This window comes from Pseudomonas nunensis (assembly GCF_024296925.1).
Classification (GTDB): domain Bacteria; phylum Pseudomonadota; class Gammaproteobacteria; order Pseudomonadales; family Pseudomonadaceae; genus Aquipseudomonas; species Aquipseudomonas nunensis.
The window spans coordinates 3,952,602-3,970,738 of record NZ_CP101125.1; the positions used below are offsets into that span (position 1 = coordinate 3,952,602).

An 18,137-nucleotide genomic window follows, 5' to 3' on the forward strand; every position below is an offset into this window, starting at 1 on the left:
TAAAGCTATACAAGAGCTCTGATTTTGTAGAAATTTTAGCATAGTGCTTCTACCTCAATCAGGCTCAGCACGCATGTCGAAGGATGCACATCAAAAAGCTGGAGATCACTATAAGGTGATTGGCTTCAACTTTCCTAATAGCGATGCTGCCGACGCAGCCTTAGTTGTGAATAATGCTGCGTCGGTTGGGCTCGGCGTTGGTCCTGGCTGGTGGGTATGCGCAGCCAATTGCGTGTTCATCTGTTGCACTAGATCTAGAAGATCACACAGCACGTGCAGCACGTTCACCCCTTCGGATCCTAACCAGGTCTTAGGCGACTGCAGGCGCTGACTGACCGCCGCCACACTCTCGCGCAAGCCTTGGACTTCCTCCTGCATGTCGCCACCCACCGTTGCATTGTGCTTCTGCCCGACCACCAGATTTAAATCACGCCCGGTGGCCTGGTGCAGATCGTCTACTGCCGCCAGGCTTACGGATCCCGCCGACAGCAATTTGAGTGCTCCCAGCGCCTCGATCTTCTTGACGCCACCCACTGACTCGGTTGAATGGTCGTCCACTGTCCTGGTGTGGGTCTGAAAGCGCTCGGTATTGTCCATGGCTTCCACTTCGCGCTCGATCGCCTTGTCCTGGATCTTTCCGTCTGTCTGGCGCAGCCAGTTACCGTCGGCGTCCACCCGTTGTTGCACGGCGTCGCTGTGCTGCCACACCTGGTCACCTTTCGGCACCTTGGGCAACGTCAGTCCGTGCGGCAAGATGGTCTGGATATACGGCTTGTTCGGTAAGCCATAAGCGAAACACACCACCACGCTGGTGCCCTCCTCCGGAAACGCAAAGAATCCCATTTCGTCACCACCCACCGGCATGGGTAGCGGAACGCCAGACAATACCGGAAGTGCCGTATCGATCTCGCCGTCCGGGGCCATCACCTGCAGGTCAACCGAGAAGCGCGGTCGGAAGTCGTCACACAGCCCAGCATTCGCCGGTGCGTCGGCCACGGCCATCACCTTGGCGAAGCGCGGCAAGTGATAGCCGCCGGTGAGCTCGGGGAATTGGCGTTCTACGCTGCGCTTTATTGCGTCGTCCATTTGATGGCCATCTGTGTGCCGGCCAACGTCACGTTCGTGATCCGTTCGCCCTGGTTGATTGATACGCCTGGTCGCAGGCCTGGCAAGGCGGCGATCATCGCGCTCTGGCTGCCCTGGTAACCATCGAAAAGGTTGACTGGCAGTTGTAGCGGCGATCGAGCGCCGAAGAAACTGTCAGCCCAGGCGCCGACGTAGATCTCGCCGTCACCCTGTTGCTGCCAGATAAAATCTTTGATGCCGAACACCCGCGCCATGCTGTCCATCGCCTGGTAACCAGCGGCCAGGTTGTAGAAAAACGGCGTCTTGACCCGGGTATAGGCCTGATCCGGGACCCGAAAGCGCAAGCCGGTCTTGCTGCCGATGTCGGCCAGCACGGCGCGCAGATCCACATGACGCAGGTTCATGGGCAGCGGGTTGGCCAGCACCGCGGCTAATTCGCGACACAGCACCACTTGCTCGATGCCGTTGGTGGCGGTGCAACGCTCGACGTATCCGATGAAATGACGCTTTAGCACCGCTTCGTTGTAGCCAATATCGAACGTGACCAGACCTTTGACGGTAACACTCGCCTTGATCGTGAACGTGGCGCGGCCCGGACTCTTGAGATCCAGACGGACATCGTCATTGACCAGCGGCATATCCACACCGCCAATGGTCAGCACCTTGTGCAGCTTCATGCTCATGACGTGCTGCCCAGGTAGGTGTCCACCTTCTTCAGCACCGCTTCAAAGCCGGTCAACTCTTCGGGCGATCCCGACGATCCCGACGATCCCCCCGATCCGCTTCCTGCCACACCATCGCCAGGCGCTGACTGCGTCGTCACCCCATTGCCGGCGCGACGGTTCTCGACCTTCTCCGGATTGGACAGCTTTTCGCTCAAGGTGAACTGGACGATCCACTGGGCCAGGGTGTCGTCTTCCCGGGCGCTGACCCCATCGGAGAACGTCACCTGCCGGATGCCAAAAGCCTTGGCCGTGTCGTTGACGATCCGATAGGTCTGGAGTTGGCCACCACCTGCAGTCGCCTCGGCCAAACGCATGATGGTGCGCAGGTTGTCGAGCGCCTTGTACGGAATCGTCAGCGCTACGGTCAGCGTCTTGGGCTTAAATCCCTTGTGCGACTTGTCGGTCCCCGACGTCTGGCCGCCCAGATCGTCGGCCTCGATCTTGAGGTTGGCCGTCAGCTTCATGCGATGACCGATAATCTGCTCGCCATTGAGTAGCAATGTCATAGGCCCACCAGCTCCCGGACAAAACTCAGGCTTTCTGCCGATCCGACCAGCAGTGCGCCGGCACACAGCGGCCATTCATGCCCCGGCGCTTCGCCTTCGAGCAGTTCGCGGCGTAGCTGGCCAGCGTCGCCTGGTCCCAGCATTCGGGACTGAATCGATACGTCGTCTGCGCTGTTGGTGAACTGGGCCTTGAGATCGGCCAGCTGTTGATCGCGCTCCTGGGCCTGCGTCTTTTTCCGAGCCTGTAGGTTCGCCAGGTCGGCCATCGGCGAACTGTCGGCTGCATAGCCCTCAAGTACCGCCAGTTGTCCCGCCATGGATTGGCTGGCCAACTTGGTGATCGGGCAGCGTTGCAACGGCAACTGGCTCCAGAGCGGCATTTGTCCCGCGATCGGCATGACCCACTTTTCCACCTCTAGCCTGGCCAGGTGTTCAGCCCGACGTTCGGCGCGCACCAGGTCCGGCATAGGCAGCACGACGTTGAACCGTCCCAGCGTCGCCGCCAGCTGGTCCAGACGCGTGGCGAGAAAGATCAATACCAAGGCGCTTTGCTGCCCTTCAGGGCGGACAGCGTCGGTCGTGTCGGTCAGCTTGTCAGCCAGCAGCTGCAGCAGGTTCGGCGCGGACAGAAAGCGCTGGTGGCCGCCACTGCCTTGGCCAACCCCGTGCTGGAATGGCGTCACGACGATACACGACGGGACATTCTCGAACTGGTTGGCCAACGCCGTGCGGCCGGCGCTGATCGCCGCTTGCGCGGCGCCGCCGATTGGCCCCGGGCTGGTGGTCGCGATGCCGGCTAGCTTGGAGACACGTTCCCCAGTGCTGAGCATTTCGCCCTGGATCAGTTGGCGAGCGCCGGCCATCTGGTCCATCCATTGAGTGGCTTGTACCGGCCAGCGCAGCTTGATCGGTGCCCAGTCATTCGTCATGAGCATCAATCCAACCCGGGGCAGATGGCTGAGTTTCGTCAGACGGGTAACCAGCCACCTGTGGCCATTCGCGCACAGCTTGGCGCCAGGCCAATAACTCGGTGAATTGCTGCGGCGTCACTGGCAGAGCCGTCCCCAAGTCTCGCGCATCCCGATACTGAGAGACGATGTTCTCGGACGCCTTCAATTTCGTGTCAATCCACAGCCTTGCCAGGACAAGCGGATCTGACTCAACAACGATATCTTCCGCGTACTTGGAGTAATTGCCGCCGTTGTTCAAAAAGCTCTCAATCGCCTCATACAGCGAGGGGTTGTAGTCTCGAGTAACGTGGCAACGGTTACTGGCCACGGTCACAACAAAGGAACCATCATCCTTTACGCTGACGTCGCGGAACTCAACAGTCAAAACTGTATGTTCACTTACATCCGGATTCACTACTTCATCAATGGCAGGCGTAGTAATAACTTGGGATTGTTCTGTCATGGTGCATATCTCCAGGCGAAGCCATAAATCGTTGCTCCCCCACTAAATGAAATCACAGTACCGCCAGGCGCCTGGCCACTTTTACCCACCACCCCTTGACCGGCGGAGTAGTAGTGCATCAGTGAATAGCACCACGTCCCGCCGGCTGGCAGTTGGATAGATGTAGCTGTCACTTGGACAGCGAGGAAGTTATTGGAGTCAGGGCGATAGAACGTTGTTTCACTCCACAACAACCCTAAATCGGTGGAGTCCACCTGGGCACGGATACCGGAACCCACCTGCGACCAACCTATCCGAACAGTGTTGGCACCTTGGTATGCACCGCCCCCCTGCTGTACAGGAGTAAATCCCAATCGACGCTGAAGATAGTGGACTGCGTTATCAGCTCGACGACGGAAGTAGGGATATTCTGGATTGTCGCTGGCGAAGCCGGCATAAGAAATAGAGTCGCCAAATACTCTCTGATCAAACATCCCATTGATTTGGGCTGCGGTATAACAGTCGGAAATACCGTACCCGGCAATAGTGCTGGCCTTGTTGGCTTTGCTGTTTGGATCAAAATTATTCTGAGTCCAGAAAACACCAAGATCACTGCCATCAACTGCAACTCTTACTGCGGAGCCAGACCAGCCAATATTGATTCTGTTGCCAGCTTGGTTTGGCCCGCCGCCCTGTTTAACAAAGGCACCGTTCGATTCAACTTTTGTAAATGCATCGGTAATTCCATAACCGGCCAGGCTGCTGGACCAATTTGCTTTGCTACTCGGATTAAAGTTATTTTCAGACCAAATAACCCCTAGATCCGTTGAATCGACCGTGGCCAGAAGGCCTCTAGCCGACCAACCAATACAAACGGTGTTGGTGAGTTGATTGATACCGCCACCTTGTTTCACGAAGGCGCCGTAGGCGGCTGGCTTCGTGTAAACGTCGGTGATGCCGTAACCGGCGAGCGTCGTCGGGTTGTCGCCTCCGGTGACAATGCCTTTTTGGTTGATACTGACTTTCGTGTACGTACCAGCAGGCGCCCCGCTGTCGGCCAGCGTCAGGAAGATTTGCGGGTTGGCCGTGCCGTCGAAAATGGCGCTGCCCGTCGCCGCGCCGCTGAAGGAGAAGTTGCGAGCAGTGGCAAGTTGCGCCGCTTTGCCCACGACGGTGGTGCCGTTGATGATCGCTGTGATCGCGCTGTTCAGTGCCGTGCGCACCGCGTTGACCATTTTGGTGGTAGCCAGCACGAGGCTGCTATTGCTGGCTGGGTCGTCACTGATGGCGTTGGGAATTTGGTCGAGTTTGACGTCTGCTTTAGTGGTAGCCCGGGCGCGCAGGTTCGGGTAGTCGCCGTTCTGAGCAGCCCAGTGCTTAATCAGCTCGCCGGCGATCGGCTCCACCGGGCGCAGATCCGTGATTGCAGTTGAGGTCGGTAGGTCCGCCAGGGGCACCAAGTAGTGGCGTGCGCCGGCGCTACCGGAGTAGTCCTCTTTGCTGTCACCGAACACCACTTTGAAAGTGCCGACCATATCGTTCAGCTCGCGCTGCAGCACCACGTCGAGCCAAGCCTTGTTCGGCACTGATGGCACCGTGACGGGTAGTGCCGTCGAGCGTTCAAGGCGAATGCCTTCGACGTAAGCGATCCCGGGTTTCAGCTGGTACGTGCTGCCGACCTTTTCCAGTGCCAGGCTACTGCCGAAGAAACAGGCCCGCCCGAAAATGTCACGGTTACTACGTCGCTCCCGCTCATCAATGCCTTGCAAGCGAGCGGTAAAATCGTGCTGCCAGGTGCTGGCATCGACCTTAATGCCCGTCAGCTGCTGCGCCCCGTCGAACACCACCAGGAAGTTGCGGGTCACGTTGTTGCCGATCTGCTCGGGCAGGATGTTTTTGCGCTTCTGTTGGACCGGCACATACGCCACCGAGAGTAGGACGCCTTCGCTGGTTTCCAGACCAATCCAGTTCCAGTCGAAGTCGCCGACGTCGGTGCCCATCATCAGGCTGTAAACGACCTGGTTCGGGTTGACGAATCCACTCTGGGTGACCGGCCAGGTGTACACAACCTGGGGCGCCGGTGGCTTGCCGGCAGCGCGGTTAACCGGGCTGTTCGGGTTCAACCCGGGAACGTTGGCCAGCACAAAGTTGGCGATCGTCAGCGGTTGGCTGGCAGCCTGTTTTTGGGCAATCAGGCTTTCGCCGGCCAGTGTGATACTTGCAGCCATGAATACTCCTACAGGCTGGCAACCAGCGTTTGCTGGTCATCATTGAAATCGGCCAGGGCGACATGCAGTTGCACTGGAGTGATGGTGACGAAGTCGTAACGCCTGCAGGTGCGGCCGTACTGACGGATCAGCACGCGCAACAGGTCAGGGTTTTCAGAAAGCTGTGAGTCGCTGAGGGTCAACAGCACGATGTCCCAATCCCGACCGGGCATGCGTTCGCTGACCTCGATGTAGCCCACACCCAGGCGTACCAGGATGCGTTTCAGGCCGGCAGTGCTGCCGGCGTCCACCGAGTTGATAAAGGCGTGTTTTACCCGCAGGCGAAACAAGCTCTCAGGCTCGCCGTTGAAGCGCGTGACGTCGCGCTGCCAGGCCCACAGTTCCAGGATGGACAGGTGGCAGGTGTCAGCGTCGAACTGCAGGTAAGGCCAGCGCAGCCACTCGGCGGCCTGTTCCCACCAGAGCTGGGCGGTGGCCACCAGCTTGCTCAGCTCCAGCCCTTCGAGCCAAAACGGCAGTTTGAGTTTGATCATTGCAGGACCACCGCCAGGGTGCTGATCCGAGGAATGTTCAAGGCCGACACGATGTCGCTATTGGAGAACTGCAACGAGCTGATATTCGGAAACTGGGCGTGCAACTCTTCGGTCAGCCGGCTGAAACTGAAGCGCGACTGAGGAAACGTGCGAGTCGGTGCATAGTCGCTCTGCGTGCTTTCGCGGAAGGCAGCACGGATGAACAGCCCGACCTCCGTCTGCAGCGTCTGCAGCTGGAGGACGGTTAGGTTGGACACTGGCCAGACTTTGAGGCTGATCGCGTGCAACGTCTCGGGCATGGCCATCGCCAGCAGATCATCGCCGTGGCCGTGGTTACCGCCGTCACGGATGTGCGTATTGATCTGCTCCAGAAACGTCGCGGCGGGCACGCCGGCGTCGAACAGCACGAAGGCATTGGCACTGCCTGGCCCACGCGGCGCGCCGTGTTCAAAGTACACGCCGTCCGCCGCAACCCCCGGAAACCCGGTGATGATTGCCCGGTACACCGCATCGGTATGCCACTGATTCACCGCTGAGAACTGGTTGCGCACGCGCAGGCGCAACTGGTCGTCATGCTCGGAATCCGCCCCGGGCGTCTGCAGCCAGTCGGTATTGTTCACCACCTGGACGATGCCCGGTACCGACTGGGGCAGCACGGCGTAATAACCCGGCGCCAGGTTGTAGCCGCTGCCGGCGCCCACGGCCTTGACCGGCACCACCAGCTGGCTCTGGCCCTCTTGAAAGCTGCGCGGCTCGGTGGTGACCAACTGATAAATATGACCATTGAGGGTCGGCGACTGGACGACAGTGTCAATCGGGACTTCCAGTTCGCCACCGGTGTTGGCCCGGGTGAACAGCAATTCTCCGCTCGCCACCGTGGCCGCCTTGCGCTCGATGTTCACCGCCCAGGCCAGCATGTCCAGCCACTGTTTGCCGGCAGTCTTGACGAAGAAGTTCGGCAGCACCGTGCCGCTGACGAACTCCAGCAGCCACAACACTGGCTTGGTAACCAGAGCCGTGATGATCCGCCAGAACGGGCTGTAAGTGCTGGTGTTGCTCAGCGTACTGCCTTGCTCGACGGCCAACTTTTCCCAGGCCTGTTTGAGCTGCGCCTCAGTGGTTGGCACGCCGGAATCACTGAGTGCCTTTTTGAAGTCGACGGTCACAGGGTGATCTCCAGCAGGCCGAATTTCACGGTCGTGGCGGTGACCAGGAACACACCTGGGGCGCTCTGAACGATCTGCGCAGTGCCTGGCACCAGGCGTTCGTCCGCTTCCACCAGCAGCTCCATTTGCTGAATGCAGTCGCGTTGACGTAGCCGGTCACGCTCGGCCACCAACGTGATCAACAAACCGCTTTCCCGGATCAGATGGGCGATGTCCTGTGCGATCGAGGCGCGGTCAGTCACCAGGAGCGGCTGCCGGGCTGGGTCGAGTACCAGGTCGTTATTCATGATCAACAGATCCACGTACTCGCTCATCAGCCGCCCACCGACATGGCGACCATGTTTTCCAGCTCCAGCGGGGTCATAGACTTGGAGGTATTGATATTCAATGTCTCGACGTGGGTGCCGGGGCGCTGGTTGGGGTTCATCGCGTTGCTCTGGTTCTGGAAGCTTTGCATCAGTCCTCCTTTCGGGACGGCCTCGGGCTTGGTGGGGCTGATCGACGTATTGGCGTTGATCGCCTTGCGGGCTTCGATGCCTTTGTCCGTCTTGGCGGGCAGCTCGATGACCTTCTCGACGCGCTCCGGCAGTACGTTTTTGGGCTGCTTTGAAAACGCCAGGTCAGCGGATGCCGGCGGCAGAATGATCGGAGCGGCATGGTTTATCTGAGGGGCAGGCATTTGCAACGGCTTGAAGGGCAGCACGTTGGGTTGCGGCATCTGCGCCTGGGGCGCCATGGCGTTCAGCATCGGCGTGACCGGTGCCGATGCCTTCGGTGCTGCAGCCATCACCAGTGGCGGCGCCTGGATCGGCGGCTGGGCTGCGCTCACCAGTTGCGGCAGCAGCGGCGCCTCGACCAGCGGAGCCGTGATAGAGGGCAGTTCCGGCGCCACCGGCATGTCGCCAAAAGCCGCGTCGATCTGCACACCGGGAATCTTGTTCAGCATTTCAATCAAGCCATTGATGGCCTGTTTAAAGATGTTGATGATGCCGTCCCACGCGGCCTTGGCCATGCCAGACCAGCCGCCCATAGAACTGAACCAGTCAGACAGGGAGGTCAGCTGTTCGCTGATCCACTGAAACGCAGCGGTGTTCATCAGCGCCGCGCAAAGCTCATCCCAGTACACGACAGCCGCGACCACGGCGGCGGCCAGCAGAACGATACCGGCCACGATCAGCAGCACCGGGTTGGCCAGCATGGCGGCGTTGACCAGCCAGATCGCGCCCTGCCACAACAACATGCCGACCCGAACCAGACCCATCCAGGTGTAAAGCACCACCAGACCGGCAGCGAAGGCCGCGACCAGAACGGTGTGGAACAGGAACATGGCGATGGACTTAAAGCCCTGCCAGTTGAGCAGCTTCCACACCGTGAGCATGCCCAGCCAGACCATCTTGCTGCCCCCGACAACAAGGGTCAGCAACGACATGGCGGCGATGAAACCAAAGACGATCAGCGTGGTGATGCCGATGATCCGCGTTATGTTCGGGAACAGCTGCGTCCAGCGGGTCAAGGTCCTGGCGATGCCCACCAGACGTTCCATCAACGGGGTCAAGGTCGGAATCAGGGATTGGCCGAACGCGATGCGCAGCGCTTCGACGGCTTTGCCGAACTGCTGCCACGGGTCGACCATCGCCTTGGCCATCTTTTCGGCGTTCTCCAGACCTCGGACCTTGCCCAGCTCGCTGATACCGTTGCGCAGCCGATCGGTGTCCTTGGCCAGCGCGCCGATCACCTGGGCACCTTCACCGCCGAACACTTCCGTTAGCTTGGTGCCGGCGGCAGCGGTGGTAAGGTCGCCATACTTGGCGGTCAGCTGGTCCAGGATCTGGATCATCGGCAGCGCATTGCCAGCGGCATCGGTGAACGTGAGGCCGGTTTTCTCAGCGGCTGCGCCCATATTTTCGAAGAACGCCTTGTAGCGCCCGCCGGCGTCGCCGCCTTCCATGGTGCTAGACAGCGTACCGATCACGGCCATCTGCTCGGCCACGCTCACACCGGCCTGAGTGGCAATCGCGCCTACTTCCTTGAACGCGTCCTTGAGCTGGGCCCCGTCAGTGCGGAACAGCTTCACCGCAAGCGCCGTTTGCCCGGTCAACTGCTCGACCCATTCGACTTTGCCCATCTTGTCGGCTTCGGTCTTGAACAGGTTGTACATGGTGCCCAGGTAGGCGCCGGTGGTTTCCGCGTCCGCCTTAGTGACCTTGGCCAGCAGGTTGCTGGAACTGGTGATGGCGGCCAACTGACCGCCGACCAGGCCCTTGATGGCCCCATCGATGACGCGTGACGAGGACACAAATTCGGCGGCACTGGCCGCGTAGTCGATCGAGAATTCCAGGGCGCTCCGGTTCAGCGACGACAGTGCGTCCTCGGCAGTCCCGAGGGCGCGCATGTCACCCAGCGCCCGATTGACTTCCAGCGCCGGTTCCAAAGATTCGGTGATGGCCACACCTGCACCCACCAGACCGGCCAGGCCTGCACCCATCTGAATGATGTTCTGCTGACTCTGGGCGGCAAGGTCGCTAAAGCTGGTTTTCACCTTGCCCAGGGGGGCGCTGACCTTGTCGGTCAGATTGAGGATGAAAGCCAGGCGGGCGGATCGGTCAGCCATCAGGGTTATCCGTTAAAGGCAGTAGAAATGCCGTTGGCGACGGCAATTTCCATGCGTCTCCAGTGTTCGTCTTCCAGCCACTTGGCGGTGCCCATGCTCTCGATGGTGGGTTCAGCGCCAGGCAGCCAGCGTTGGGTCAGGGCCAGCAGCTGGCCCAGCCCGTCTTCGGTCAGTCCTTCGGCGTGGTCGAGGGCTTTTTTACGATCACTTCAACGTCCGGCGAATACTCTTCCAGCAACGCACCGGCGAGGGTAATGGTGGTGATCGGGTTTTCCAGCAGCACTTTAAGTGCGGCCTTGTCTTCATCCTTCACCGTGCCCATCAGCAGGTTGTGGGCCGGGGCGACCTTGTTGGCCTGGGTGGTGGCGTTGAAGTACTTGGTGATGACCTGAGGGGTCAGGGAGAACGTGAACTCCTTGTCGCCACGTTCCAGAGTGATGCTGCGGTTTACTTCGCTCATGTCTGTATTTCCGTAAGGTTGGGTTGCAAAGGGTCAGGGTTGTGCCGGCGTGCGTTGCACGACCTGGCGGATGTAGTCCTGCAGGCCGAGGATCATTTGCCGGCTTAAGGCGAGCTGATCTCGGAGGGTGAAATAATCAGGTCGAGCATCTGCTGCGAGTTCGGCGCGTCCTGCATCAGCCACGCGGGTGGTGCCGGCGGTGGCGGGCACTGACTCAGAGGCGGGACAGGTGGCACGGATCCACAGCCGGCCAGAGCCATCGCCAACAGCACGGCGCAGGCGTTCGTTTTCAGTAAGTGCATGGCTCAATTCCGTGGTGTTTCGTTGATCAATCGCATCTCGCTCGGCGAGCATCTCACCACTGAGACGGGCCGCTTCGCGCAGACCTGCAGCTTCGGACTGAGCGCTATCACGCTCGCGACGGGCGGTGTCGCGCTGATCCTCCAGCAGGTCGAAACCAATCCAGCCCGCCAGGCACAGCACCAGGACAAACAACGCGTCACGCAGCATCACAAGCCCGCCCTGCACAGATCCGCTTCGGCCAACCGCCGCGCATGCAGGCCACGGACCAGCACCTTTTTGCCCTGCGCATTGGTGACAAAGGCCCAGACGGGAGTTTTGCCATCTGCCGCCCATGCCAGGGCCTGGCACCCGTCCGCGATGCGGCCGGCGTTGATCAGGCCGACGGCCCGACTCGCGCAGGTGCCCGGCACGCCGACGTTGTGCGCATGGCTACTCAGCGCGTCGAAGGTGTTCTGGCCCACTTGCTGATTGGTGATGCAATCAGCCAGCTGCAGTTGCCCTTTCTGGATCACCATTTGTTCCACCTGGTCGCATCGAGCAGCGGACCAGTAGTCACCGACCACGACCGGATCCGGGCTGGTATGGCGGGTGATGCCTTTGCAGACCGTAGGCAATCCACCGGCCAGTTTGTCGGCATACACCACGTTCTGGCCGTTGCCTTCCCAGTCGCCCAGGAACGCGGTCAACGTGCCGCTGCAGAGCACCAAAACGCCGGCGACGATTTTGTTGCGCAGGCTCATACCTTGGCCTTCCAATCACGCAGCATCTGGCGGTACTTAGGGACCAGCAGCAGGATCTGCAGCACCATGTAAAAAGCGGTCAGCATGTAGGCCACTGCCGACCAGTCGACAGCACCTGTCGCACCAGTAGCGGCGACGCCGATGGCAGGCGACGCCTTTACCAGGGCAATGGCGGTGTCCTGAGCAGCCTGATTCGTGCTCATCAGCGAAGTCCTTTTTCGGTCAGGGTTTGGCAAGGTACGCAACGGGTCATGCCGCCCAGCGCCTGGCGCGCTGGCGGGATCTCCTTATCGCAATCCTCGCAATGGGTGAGGCTTGGCCCGCTCGCTCGCGACTTGGCCAACTGGGCTGCAATGGCTTGGTCGCGTTGTCGCTGCTCCAGAGCCTGCGCACGATCGAACGGGCAGACCATTACGTCAGGCCTTCGATTTCAGCAGCGGCCAGGTACGGCACACCGTTGATCTTGATGAAGTCCGGACTGGTGACGTCGAAAGGCACCTTGTGGGTGTTCTTCGCGCCGCCCTTGGGATCGATACTCAGCAGGCTGGAGACGCGAACCTTGCAACCGAACGCCTCGATGCGCAGTTCCTCATCGCCGGCCTTGGCGAAAAACACGATGTCGAACGGTTCCAGCTCACGGAAACTGCCGGATGTCTTCGCCTGCTCGACCAGCAGATTGAAGTTGGTGGTGTCCAGCTCCAGCTCGCCCGCTGCAGCGACATCGCCATCAACGTGGCCGTTGGGCACGCCCTTGGTCTGGGCCACGGTGCTGTTGTCCGTGATGTCCAGAGTGCCGGCCTCTACGTGAACGAGCAGATCGCCCAGGTTCACGTCGAAGTTCTTACCGCCAATTTTTGCGGCCATGGGGTTACTCCGAATCCGTTACGGAAAGATCGAGCGCGATGTTTGCGGTCAGGTCTTTCGGGCAGTTGAGGGGGCGCAGCTTGAGGTAGGCCACGACAGAGGTTTTGCTTGTCCAGGTCAGCACGATGTCGCCGTCCTTGGGCTGCTCGATCTCGCCCGGGAACACCTGACCGGCGAACTTGGTGGACTTGGCCATCGCACGCAGCGGGGCCATGAGCTTGGAGGTGGTGGTCGCCATGCTGTTGGCCGAACTGTTCAGGCTCCGATCGCCCACATAGCGAATCAGCAGGATCCGCACGCGACGGGCAGCCTTGTCCACGACACGCAGGTTTTCGATCACCTGGAAGTCACTGCCCGGGGCGTCCAGCAGATTGCCGTCGCCCCAGTAGGTGCCGGGATAGTCCGGGTAGGTCTGCGGCACCGACAGGCGCGCTGCGTCCAGTTGGGTCAGTACGGCGGACGTCAGTGCTACGCCGTCCAGATCCTTGGGCTCAGGGCCCAGGCCCACTAATGCGCCAGTTGCTACGCGCATCGGCGTGTCGGCCACGCTCACGGAAGCGTTGGCCAGACGACCGGCCAGAACCCCCAGGTTGTTGCCGTGCAGTTGCGGTACCGGCAGAACCCGAGGCGCAGCCAGGCCGTCGAGAATGGCTTTCTGCTCGATGACGTAGGCGCTCCAGGTCAACTGCTGGGCAATGCCGGCTGTGGCAGCCATCACAAAGATGCGGCGGCCCAGTTTGTTGCTCAGCTCAGTGGCCGCAACGTGCATTGCTGACAGCTCGGCCTGGGTGGTCGACGGCTTGACGACTACCACCGCTTCGAAGGAATAGGTGCGGGTCGCGCTTTCCAGAGCCTGTTGCCAGGTGATGTCATCCGCGATCGGAGCGGCCACGCAAGCCCAGCGATCGCCGCCGTTAGCACGCGCCGCCAGGATTTGGGTTTTCAGGTCGCTGACCGGAACGCCCAGCTGGACGTCCAGATCGCTATTGGTATCCAGCGGGAGCAACTTGCCGACGTTCTTGGCGGCGGGACCGATGAACAGGAAATAGCGTTCGATCTCGGTCACGGCACCCTGGCCGAGGTTGAGATTGTTAACGCTGACTTTGCCGAGTGCCATAAAGCGGTGCCTCGTTAGCGGGGGGAATTAAGGATTTGTTGCAGCACCAGATTCACCAGTTGGCTGGTTTCACTGTCGCTTGCACCGAGGAACTGACGTGCGGGTAGCCGGATGTCCCAGCTTTGCGCGCCGGCAGATTCGGCTCGTTGGTCGTCCAGGACGCGGATCAACAATCCCGCCCGGGCGTAGTTCAGGTGTTGCTGAATCCACGCCACGGATGGGCGTGTCAGGGTCTTTTTGCCGGTCTGGCGGGTTTTAAAGCCCAACCGACGCAGGCTCTTGGCCTGCTTTTCAGTGGCTGCGGTGCCCGGAGGGACCTTGTTCCACGCACGCATCTGCGCGGCGGTGCGCCGTTCGGACACGCCGTTGTGTTGCTGCGAGGCAACCCAGCGGGTCAGGGTGTTACGCCAGCCCAGTTCGGCCTCGGTTCCGCTCAGGCGGGTGACATCGAGCAGCTTGCCCAGTCCCGCCTCCATCTTTTTCTTGCCCTTGGACGTGTCCTTGCGGGCTTCAAACGGTGTGCCGTCCAGGTTCTGCTGGTTGCGGATTCGCTGGCGGCTCAGGCTGCGCACGCGCTTGGCCACGTTGTTCAGCAGGCGCTTGCGCTTGGGCGTCGGCAACTCCATCAAAGCCAGCAGATCCTGGGCTTCGAGCATGCCGCGAATGTCCAGATCAAAGGCCATGGCCGGTCACCTCGCCGGTTTCCGCAACCCACAGTTCGAATGGCACGAATGACCAGGTCTTTCCGAAGGCTTCGATCTCGCCTTCCAGATCCTCGGCCAGGTACTGGGCTTCGGTGAACTGAAGCTTGATGTCGACGTCGGCCAGGTCGTTGTCGAGCATGACCACGTCGAACACGACATTGGGCAGACCGTCACGGTCCTGGTCGTGGGTTTCCAGCCAACTGCCCACCAAGGCAAACAGGCGCGCCGGGTGATCCGCGAACCGCTCGATCGCGATTGTCGCGCCATAGTTCATGTCACCCATGTGCATGCCCTGGGTGTCGGACTTCCAAACCAGTTCGACCTGGACCTGGTCGGTCCAGCTGTCGAGCTGTTCAGGGGCCACCAGGCGGCGATCAATGAGGTAGGCCGTCAAAGCCTGCAGCTTGATCACAGCAATGCCGCCGTGATGCGTCCACGGCCCTGCATCGATCGGACGGCTTGCTGACTGAACCCCAGGAATGTCTCGCCACGCTCGGGCAATTCTTTGCCGACGTTTTCAGCGCTTTCACGGCGGTTTACGGTGGCGAACTGCGTGAGAAGGCTAGATTTGGCGCGTGTGTAAACGGCACGCTTGTACAGCATCACCTTGTAGGCGTAGGCCCACTCAACAGGGGTAGCCGCGCCGGCTACAGCCTCTAGGTTCGATACTCCAGCAACAAGTAGGACGGATTTCACGGTTGCCAGATCAGCGTTGACCTCGATCATCGCCGTGGTCAATTCAGTGACCAGCATGTCTACCAGGTACTCCGCCGGCAGGCGGTAGCCTTTCTGCAACTCGGCCACGGAGAGGTTCGGCCAAAAGCCGTCGTTCTCGATCGCCTGTTCCACAAAGGTCGTGGGTTTCCCGGAAAAGCTCATCGCTGGCCGCTCAAATGGGGCGGGGAGACTGTTTTTCGTGGGGCTGGCCATAAATGGTCGACACACGTCCACAGTTCCCCGCTGGGGGGGGGTAGTCGGTTATTGGGCGCCGCTGGTGGCGGCTACTTGTTTGGCGAGAGCCTTGCGGCACTTCTCAATGCGGGTGTCATTGCCGGCTTTGGGATACAACTCAGTGGAGCGTTCAAGATGCTTGAGCGCGGTTTCCCACTGCTCGGCCTCCATGGCGCGCATGCCAATCAACTTGTGGTACTTGCTGGGGATCTGCTCCGTCAGATTCCATTCACCGTCCACACGGGGCAGCAAGTCAGACAAGTACGGCTCCGGGCTGCGGTTGGCGCTGTACTCGGCATAGGCCCACTCGATTAAGGCATCCGCGACAAAGGTCTGGACGTCGCGGCGCTTGAAGCGCTCCGGCATTTGCTGACCCTGAGCGATGGCAAATTCCGCCAGCTCCAACCCGTCTTCGAACTGATCGGTGTCAAACAGCCAGACCATCACCTGCACCAGGACGCGGTTCGGAAAATTCAAGCCGGACTCGATGTAGCGCTGGATGTAGTCCTGGTACTTGGGCAGCAATTCGTCGCGCTTGAGCAACTGGCGACCGGCCAGCGCTCCTTTCATTGCACTCAGGCGCTCCAAGTCCTGATCCAGAGCCGCTTCCTGCAGCAGCAGGTGTTTGCGCGCATTGGCCGGACTGCTCAGCGCATCGCCTGGGGTGTAGGCCACCGGCAACGCTGCAGCAGCGGCTAAGGCAGCGCCGCCCGAGGCGAGAATGCGGCGCTTGTGCGCCAGGGCCAGGCTCACTTCACCAGCTCCACGTTCTCGGTCATCGCGAATTTCTCCAGCTGCTCGATCACATAGCCCTCGTTACGGCTGTTGTAATCCTCGACGCGGGAGCGCTTCGGGTTGTCCACGGTTTGCTTGCGCCAGCTGGAATCCTGGAAGTAGATCGACAGGTTGTCCCAGCTGGTAACCACCACGCCGTTGACCGGGAAGAACGGCACGCTGAAGCTCGGCAGACCGCCGTAGGTGGCGATCACCTGGGCATCTTCAATGCGCTCTTTTTCGGTCGGTACGTCGCCTTGTTTGGCGTACAGCTTCGCCTTGTCGGCGGCCAGCAGATCGGTGCCGATGATCGCGATCAGGTCGCCGGCATCACGCACACGCTCGTCCACCATTTGCTTAGTGTCATGCACCAGAGCGTCCAGGTTGGCGTAATCGCCGCCCTCGCCCATCAGCACCTTGCCGGCGGTTTTGCCTTCTTTCAGCACTTGGGCCGGGATCTGCTCACGCGCCTGCTGCAGCCAGCCTTTGTTCACGTCCTGCAGCATTGGATAAGCGGCGATATCGGTCTGCGCAGCAGCATGCGTGCCGTGGAAGCCGACCATGATGCGGTCCAGGGCGATCTGCTTTTGCACGGCAGCGGAATAACGCTGATGGAAGTCCGGGAACTTGGCCCAGGCATCGATTTTCGCGTATGGCAGGCCGACGTCGGATTCGGTCGAGGACAGTTCGTAGTGAGTGTCATCGAGCGCCGAGGCGTCCTTGGCTTCACGGTCGGTGGTCTTGGTGTTGGTGCGGCCAGTGACCGGGCCAGAAACGCCAATGAAGACCTTCTGACCTTTGATCTCGGTCACCGGAATGACGTTGATGCGCTGCAGGAAATCCGACTTGGCGGTAATCGCGTCGTTCAGCTCCTGGGCAACGGTCGGCTCTACACTGAACTGCTTGCTGGACAGCTCCACACCGTAGGTTTCGGCGATGGCGAGCTGCAGCTCTGCGTACATTTTCGCGCCGTAGGCGCTCAAAGACTGGGCCATGTCAGAGCACCCGCGCTTTGGTTTTGTCGGCGGCGCCGGTGGTGCGCGGCAACTGACGACCCGTGGTGGTGTTTTGCAGTGTGCTGAACTGTTTGGACAGGCTCGACAAGGCAGCCAGCACAGCTTTGTTCGTTGCTCCGCCGTTGCGACTGAATTCGCGCTCTTCTTCTGCAGTGGTGACGATCGCGTCCACTGCAGCGCTCACATCATCAATCGGGGCTTGCTCGGGTTCGGGTGCTTCTGCAGCAGCAGGCTCAATCACGGCCTGGATGCCGGCAGCGACGACCAGCAGTTGCGCCAGCAGGGCTTTTAAAGCCGTTGCGGTAGCTTCATCCATTGGGGGTTTGCTCTCGGTAGGGGTTTGCGGGGTGGTGTCGGTGGGGCTGTCTTCGGCGCTGAAACGCTTGAAGAAGCCAGTGAGCAATGCGGTCAGCTTGCCCAGCTCGCCTTTGGGCTCGTTTTCGCTAAAGGCGCCCAGCTCAACAGAAGACGCGAAGTACGAATTCCGGCTGGTACGGCTGGAAAAGTAGAGTTCCTGAGTGCCGATGCTGGCGGGCTCGTCAGTAACTGCGATACCGGTCATGTAGGCTTTGCCACGGCCACGAAAATTCGGGCGAATCTCGATGCTGGTGAAGACCTTTTCCCCGGCATCGTTCAGGCGCAGCAGCTTGTCGTTAGGCTTCAACTGCGCTTCAAGGGCGACTTGACCAGGTTCCAGATCCTCGGTGTCCTCGATCAGGCGGACAGCGAAAACCGTCCCGTGAGATCCGAACCAGCGGTCGTGTTCACACCAGATAACGGCGGTGTACAACGTCGGGTTGTAGGTTTCCGCGATGTCGCGCAGTTCCTGGGGCAGGATCTCGCGGCCATCAACGGTCGGGCCGCTGGTGGCAACACGTTTCCAGTAGGAGACAAGGGAACGGGGCATGAGTGATAACTGCGCTCAATCGTTGAATGAGCCGCCACGATAGGGAGCCGTTTG

General features: G+C 60.4%; 24 protein-coding genes. All 24 read right to left on the reverse strand.

Annotated features, from left to right (window positions below; translation table 11 throughout):
* Positions 1-108 precede the first annotated feature (108 nt).
* The gene (locus NK667_RS17090) at positions 109-1,086 is read right to left on the reverse strand and encodes a hypothetical protein (protein WP_054615550.1); all 978 of its coding nucleotides are present in this window, start codon (positions 1,084-1,086) and stop codon (positions 109-111) included.
* Positions 1,071-1,769 carry a hypothetical protein gene (locus NK667_RS17095; protein WP_054615551.1) on the reverse strand — a complete coding sequence of 233 codons (699 nt, stop codon included), beginning with the start codon at positions 1,767-1,769 and terminating at the stop codon, positions 1,071-1,073. Before NK667_RS17095 ends, NK667_RS17090 begins: the two co-directional genes overlap by 16 nt.
* The gene (locus NK667_RS17100) at positions 1,766-2,317 is read right to left on the reverse strand and encodes a baseplate complex protein (RefSeq protein WP_054615552.1); all 552 of its coding nucleotides are present in this window, start codon (positions 2,315-2,317) and stop codon (positions 1,766-1,768) included. The genes NK667_RS17095 and NK667_RS17100 overlap by 4 nt, the downstream gene beginning before the upstream one ends.
* Positions 2,314-3,246 (reverse strand): hypothetical protein, encoded by a 933-nt coding sequence (locus NK667_RS17105; RefSeq protein WP_054615553.1) that lies wholly within the window; start codon positions 3,244-3,246, stop codon positions 2,314-2,316. The genes NK667_RS17100 and NK667_RS17105 overlap by 4 nt, the downstream gene beginning before the upstream one ends.
* The gene (locus NK667_RS17110; protein WP_054615554.1) at positions 3,236-3,730 is read right to left on the reverse strand and encodes a hypothetical protein; all 495 of its coding nucleotides are present in this window, start codon (positions 3,728-3,730) and stop codon (positions 3,236-3,238) included. Before NK667_RS17110 ends, NK667_RS17105 begins: the two co-directional genes overlap by 11 nt.
* Positions 3,727-5,937, reverse strand: coding sequence for a phage tail protein (locus NK667_RS17115; RefSeq protein WP_054615555.1), 2,211 nt, complete (start codon positions 5,935-5,937; stop codon positions 3,727-3,729). Before NK667_RS17115 ends, NK667_RS17110 begins: the two co-directional genes overlap by 4 nt.
* A gap of 8 nt (positions 5,938-5,945) precedes the next feature.
* Positions 5,946-6,470 (reverse strand): phage tail protein, encoded by a 525-nt coding sequence (locus NK667_RS17120; RefSeq protein WP_054615556.1) that lies wholly within the window; start codon positions 6,468-6,470, stop codon positions 5,946-5,948.
* Complete coding sequence (locus tag NK667_RS17125) at positions 6,467-7,636, reverse strand: baseplate J/gp47 family protein (protein ID WP_054615557.1); 1,170 nt, start codon at positions 7,634-7,636, stop codon at positions 6,467-6,469. The genes NK667_RS17120 and NK667_RS17125 overlap by 4 nt, the downstream gene beginning before the upstream one ends.
* Positions 7,633-7,950: a DUF2590 family protein gene (locus tag NK667_RS17130; RefSeq protein WP_054615558.1), complete on the reverse strand. Its 318-nt coding sequence runs from the start codon at positions 7,948-7,950 to the stop codon at positions 7,633-7,635. The genes NK667_RS17125 and NK667_RS17130 overlap by 4 nt, the downstream gene beginning before the upstream one ends.
* Positions 7,950-10,247: a phage tail tape measure protein gene (locus tag NK667_RS17135; protein ID WP_054615559.1), complete on the reverse strand. Its 2,298-nt coding sequence runs from the start codon at positions 10,245-10,247 to the stop codon at positions 7,950-7,952. The genes NK667_RS17130 and NK667_RS17135 overlap by 1 nt, the downstream gene beginning before the upstream one ends.
* A 5-nt stretch (positions 10,248-10,252) precedes the next feature.
* Complete coding sequence (locus NK667_RS32860) at positions 10,253-10,396, reverse strand: DUF6890 family protein (RefSeq protein WP_003342293.1); 144 nt, start codon at positions 10,394-10,396, stop codon at positions 10,253-10,255.
* Positions 10,397-10,416: 20 nt separating this feature from the next.
* The gene (locus NK667_RS17140; RefSeq protein WP_054615560.1) at positions 10,417-10,707 is read right to left on the reverse strand and encodes a putative phage tail assembly chaperone; all 291 of its coding nucleotides are present in this window, start codon (positions 10,705-10,707) and stop codon (positions 10,417-10,419) included.
* A 33-nt stretch (positions 10,708-10,740) separates the two neighbouring features.
* The gene (locus tag NK667_RS17145; RefSeq protein ID WP_054615561.1) at positions 10,741-11,217 is read right to left on the reverse strand and encodes a lysis system i-spanin subunit Rz; all 477 of its coding nucleotides are present in this window, start codon (positions 11,215-11,217) and stop codon (positions 10,741-10,743) included.
* Positions 11,217-11,750 (reverse strand): lysozyme, encoded by a 534-nt coding sequence (locus NK667_RS17150; protein WP_054615562.1) that lies wholly within the window; start codon positions 11,748-11,750, stop codon positions 11,217-11,219. Before NK667_RS17150 ends, NK667_RS17145 begins: the two co-directional genes overlap by 1 nt.
* Positions 11,747-11,953: a hypothetical protein gene (locus NK667_RS17155; RefSeq protein ID WP_054615563.1), complete on the reverse strand. Its 207-nt coding sequence runs from the start codon at positions 11,951-11,953 to the stop codon at positions 11,747-11,749. Before NK667_RS17155 ends, NK667_RS17150 begins: the two co-directional genes overlap by 4 nt.
* On the reverse strand, positions 11,953-12,162 hold the full coding sequence (locus NK667_RS17160) for a TraR/DksA family transcriptional regulator (RefSeq protein WP_054615564.1): 210 nt from the start codon (positions 12,160-12,162) through the stop codon (positions 11,953-11,955). The genes NK667_RS17155 and NK667_RS17160 overlap by 1 nt, the downstream gene beginning before the upstream one ends.
* Positions 12,162-12,614 (reverse strand): phage protein, encoded by a 453-nt coding sequence (locus NK667_RS17165; protein ID WP_054615565.1) that lies wholly within the window; start codon positions 12,612-12,614, stop codon positions 12,162-12,164. The genes NK667_RS17160 and NK667_RS17165 overlap by 1 nt, the downstream gene beginning before the upstream one ends.
* A 4-nt stretch (positions 12,615-12,618) precedes the next feature.
* Positions 12,619-13,731, reverse strand: coding sequence for a DUF2586 domain-containing protein (locus NK667_RS17170; RefSeq protein ID WP_054615566.1), 1,113 nt, complete (start codon positions 13,729-13,731; stop codon positions 12,619-12,621).
* Positions 13,732-13,745: 14 nt separating this feature from the next.
* Positions 13,746-14,414: a phage virion morphogenesis family protein gene (locus tag NK667_RS17175; protein ID WP_054615567.1), complete on the reverse strand. Its 669-nt coding sequence runs from the start codon at positions 14,412-14,414 to the stop codon at positions 13,746-13,748.
* Positions 14,404-14,847: a phage tail protein gene (locus NK667_RS17180; protein ID WP_054615568.1), complete on the reverse strand. Its 444-nt coding sequence runs from the start codon at positions 14,845-14,847 to the stop codon at positions 14,404-14,406. The genes NK667_RS17175 and NK667_RS17180 overlap by 11 nt, the downstream gene beginning before the upstream one ends.
* Positions 14,844-15,314 carry a head completion/stabilization protein gene (locus NK667_RS17185; RefSeq protein WP_054615569.1) on the reverse strand — a complete coding sequence of 157 codons (471 nt, stop codon included), beginning with the start codon at positions 15,312-15,314 and terminating at the stop codon, positions 14,844-14,846. The genes NK667_RS17180 and NK667_RS17185 overlap by 4 nt, the downstream gene beginning before the upstream one ends.
* Positions 15,315-15,413: 99 nt before the next feature.
* Positions 15,414-16,139, reverse strand: coding sequence for a phage terminase small subunit (gpM, locus tag NK667_RS17190; protein ID WP_054615570.1), 726 nt, complete (start codon positions 16,137-16,139; stop codon positions 15,414-15,416).
* Entirely contained in the window at positions 16,136-17,155 is a 1,020-nt protein-coding gene (locus NK667_RS17195) for a phage major capsid protein, P2 family (RefSeq protein ID WP_054615571.1), read from the reverse strand. The genes gpM and NK667_RS17195 overlap by 4 nt, the downstream gene beginning before the upstream one ends.
* 1 nt (position 17,156) lies before the next feature.
* Positions 17,157-18,083 carry a GPO family capsid scaffolding protein gene (locus tag NK667_RS17200; protein WP_054615572.1) on the reverse strand — a complete coding sequence of 309 codons (927 nt, stop codon included), beginning with the start codon at positions 18,081-18,083 and terminating at the stop codon, positions 17,157-17,159.
* Positions 18,084-18,137 lie beyond the last annotated feature (54 nt).